The following is a 2,747-nucleotide window of genomic DNA, read 5'->3' on the forward strand; positions in this document are numbered from 1 at the left end:
GTCACCGGGGGCGGGCGCGGGATCGGGGCGGCGGTGGCCGTCCGGTTGGCGTCGGCGGGTCACGACGTGGTGATCGGCTGGGAACGGGACGGGCAGGCGGCCGAAGGGGTCGCGGAGCGGGTGCGGGCCCTGGGCCGACGGGCCGTGACGGCGCGGGTCGACGTGGCGGACGAGTCGGAGGTCGAGGGCTTGTTCGCCGCGGCGGAGGAGGCGTTCGGGGGCGTCACCGGCCTGGTCAACAACGCGGGGATCACCGGTCCCTTGGGCCGGTTGAGCGAGACCCCGACGGAAACGGTGCGCCGGGTGGTGGAGGTCGACGTGCTGGGCGCCCTGTGGTGCGCGCGGCGGGCGGCCCGGACGATGTCGCGGCGGCACGGCGGGGCGGGGGGAACGATCGTGAACATCTCCTCGTGCGCGGCGACGCTGGGGGCTCCGGGTGAGTACGTGCACTACGCGGCGGCGAAGGCGGCCGTGGACGCGATGACGGTGGGGCTGGCCAAGGAGTTGGCGACCGAGGGGGTGCGGGTCAACTCGGTGCAGCCGGGGATGATCCTCACCGACATCCACGCGTCGATGGGTGATCCTCAGCGGCCGTGGCGCAACTCCGACCGGGTGCCGATGGGGCGGCCCGGGGAGGTCGGCGAGGTGGCCGGGGCGGTGGCGTGGTTGATGTCGCCGGAGGCCTCCTACACGACGGGGGCCGTGCTGCGGGTCTCGGGTGGCCTGTGAGGGGCGGCGGGGCGCGTGCCGCCGTTTCCTCCCGCTTCTTCCCCGGGTGGGGGTGGGCCTCCGTGTCGTACGCATGGGCCACCGGCACGAATGACCGACAGAAAAGCGGGCATTTGTCCGACTACCTCCTTAACCCACCGGTCACAGGCCGTTCGTGATCACGCAACACCGATCCACGAGAGTGATGCCATGGCTGACTCGTCGTTCCCCCGCCGCTTCGACGGCCCGCCGCGCGGATGGCTCCGCGGTCGGCGCCCGGACCGCGGTCCGGGCCGGGGTTGCCGTCCGCGACGGCTCCCCCCGTTCGGCGGGGAACGGGGCGCCGGCGACGCGCACCGCGCCGGTCCCGTCCTCCCGGCGGCCCCGTTCACCCCGCCGCCGCCGGTGCCGCCGGTGCCGGGGCTGTCCCTGACCCCCGCCGGTCCCGGGGATCTGCCCGCCGCGCGAGCCATGCACGAACGCTGCTCGGCCGAGACGCTCGCCCGCCGCTATCACGGTCCCATCGGCGAGGCGGACCGGTATCTCGCCCATCTGCTCGGTCCCCGGCACGGACGCTCGGTCGCCGCCCGCACCCCCGAGGGGGCCGTGGTGGCCCTCGGGCATCTGCTGTGGGACGGGGAGGACACCGAGGTGGCGCTGATGGTGGAGGACGCCTGGCAGCGCCGCGGGGTCGGTTCGGCGGTGCTGGGGGAACTGCTGGCCGAGGCCCGGGCCCTGGGGCGGCCGGGGGTGTACGCGGTGACGCGGGCCTCGGACACCGGGATGGCCGCGACGATGCGGGGTACCGGCCTGCCGCTGGAGTTCGCCCGCGACGGCGGCACCGTGGTGATCGGGGCCACGTTGGTGCCGCCGGTCGCGCCCCCCGTGCTCAGTGGGCCGGTCACCGGGAGTCGGTGACCGGGTTCCCGCAGGCGTGCAGCGCCCGGTCGAGGTCATCCCACAGGTCCTCCACGTCCTCCAGGCCGACGGAGAGGCGCAGGAGCCGGTCCTCGATGCCGCCGTCGCGACGCCCCTCCTCCCCGATCACCCGGTGGCTGATGGAGGCCGGGTGCTGGACGAGGGTGTCGACGCCCCCCAGACTGACCGCCGGGGTGATCAGCTCCACCTCCGCGATGACCCGGTGCGGGTCGCCGGCGACCTCGACGGCGAGCATCCCGCCGCCGATCGCCGGACGGTGGACCCGTTCGACGGCCGGGTGCTCGGCGAGGCGCCGGGCGAGTTCGGCGGCGGTCGCGGACTGCGCGCGCACCCGCACCGGCAGGGTGGCCAGGCCGCGCAGCAGGAGATAGCCCGCCAGGGGATGGAGCACCGCGCCGGTGGCGAAGCGAACGCGACGCAGGTCGCGGGCGAGTTCCTCGTCGCAGGCCACGATCCCGCCCATGACGTCCCCGTGCCCCCCGAGGTACTTGGTGGCGCTGTGCAGCACGGCCCGGGCCCCGTGCGCGGCGGGGCGTTGCAGCACCGGGGTGGCGAAGGTGTTGTCCACCACCAGGGGGACGGGGCCGCAGGCGCGGGCCACGGCCTCGATGTCGAGTTCGACGAGGGTGGGGTTGGCGGGGGTCTCGACCAGCACCAGGCCGGTGTCCGGGCGGAGTGCGGCGGCGATGCCGTCGGGGGTGGTCCGGGTGACGGAGACGCCGGGCAGGACGCCGTCCAGAAGATGGTCGCTGCAGCCGTAGAGGGGACGGACCGCCACGACGTGCCCCGCGCCGCCACCCGCGCGGGCCAGCAGGAGGGCGGTGAGCGCGGCCATGCCGCTGGCGAAGGCGACGGCGGTGTCGGTGCCCTCCAGTCGGGCGAGGGCGTCCTCGAAGCGGGCGGTGGTGGCGTTGTCCACCCTCGCGTACACCGGGGGGCCCTCGGGACGGGCGCCGGTGGCGGCGAAGGCGTCGATGCGGGCGGCCTCGGCTCGGCTGTCGGCGGAGGGATGGGTGGTGGACAGGTCGATGGGGGGCGCGTGCAGCCCCATGGCGGCGAGGTCCTCGCGTCCGGCGTGAACCGCCTCGGTGTCCATGGCC

At 75.5% G+C, this 2,747-nt stretch carries 3 protein-coding genes; 2 read left to right on the forward strand and 1 reads right to left on the reverse strand.

All coding sequences use genetic code 11. The annotated features are described in order from the left end of the window. Positions 1-729: SDR family oxidoreductase (locus tag FOE67_RS22060; RefSeq protein ID WP_182666589.1), on the forward strand; the 729-nt coding region annotated here is incomplete at its 5' end. A 189-nt stretch (positions 730-918) separates the two neighbouring features. Continuing rightward, the gene (locus FOE67_RS22065) at positions 919-1,626 is read left to right on the forward strand and encodes a GNAT family N-acetyltransferase (RefSeq protein ID WP_438874280.1); all 708 of its coding nucleotides are present in this window, start codon (positions 919-921) and stop codon (positions 1,624-1,626) included. Here FOE67_RS22065 and FOE67_RS22070 read toward each other — a convergent pair. Then, the coding region (locus tag FOE67_RS22070; protein ID WP_182666591.1) for a trans-sulfuration enzyme family protein at positions 1,610-2,747 on the reverse strand (1,138 nt) is incomplete at its 5' end. The genes FOE67_RS22065 and FOE67_RS22070 overlap by 17 nt on opposite strands.

Origin of the sequence: Streptomyces calidiresistens (genome assembly GCF_014141525.1) — a bacterium.
Lineage (GTDB): Bacteria > Actinomycetota > Actinomycetes > Streptomycetales > Streptomycetaceae > Streptomyces > Streptomyces calidiresistens.

Excerpts from the sequence above, each read along its gene's own strand:
- FOE67_RS22065 (WP_438874280.1), top strand. The coding sequence starts at position 919 with ATGGCTGACTCGTCGTTCCCCCGCCGCTTCGACGGCCCGCCGCGCGGA.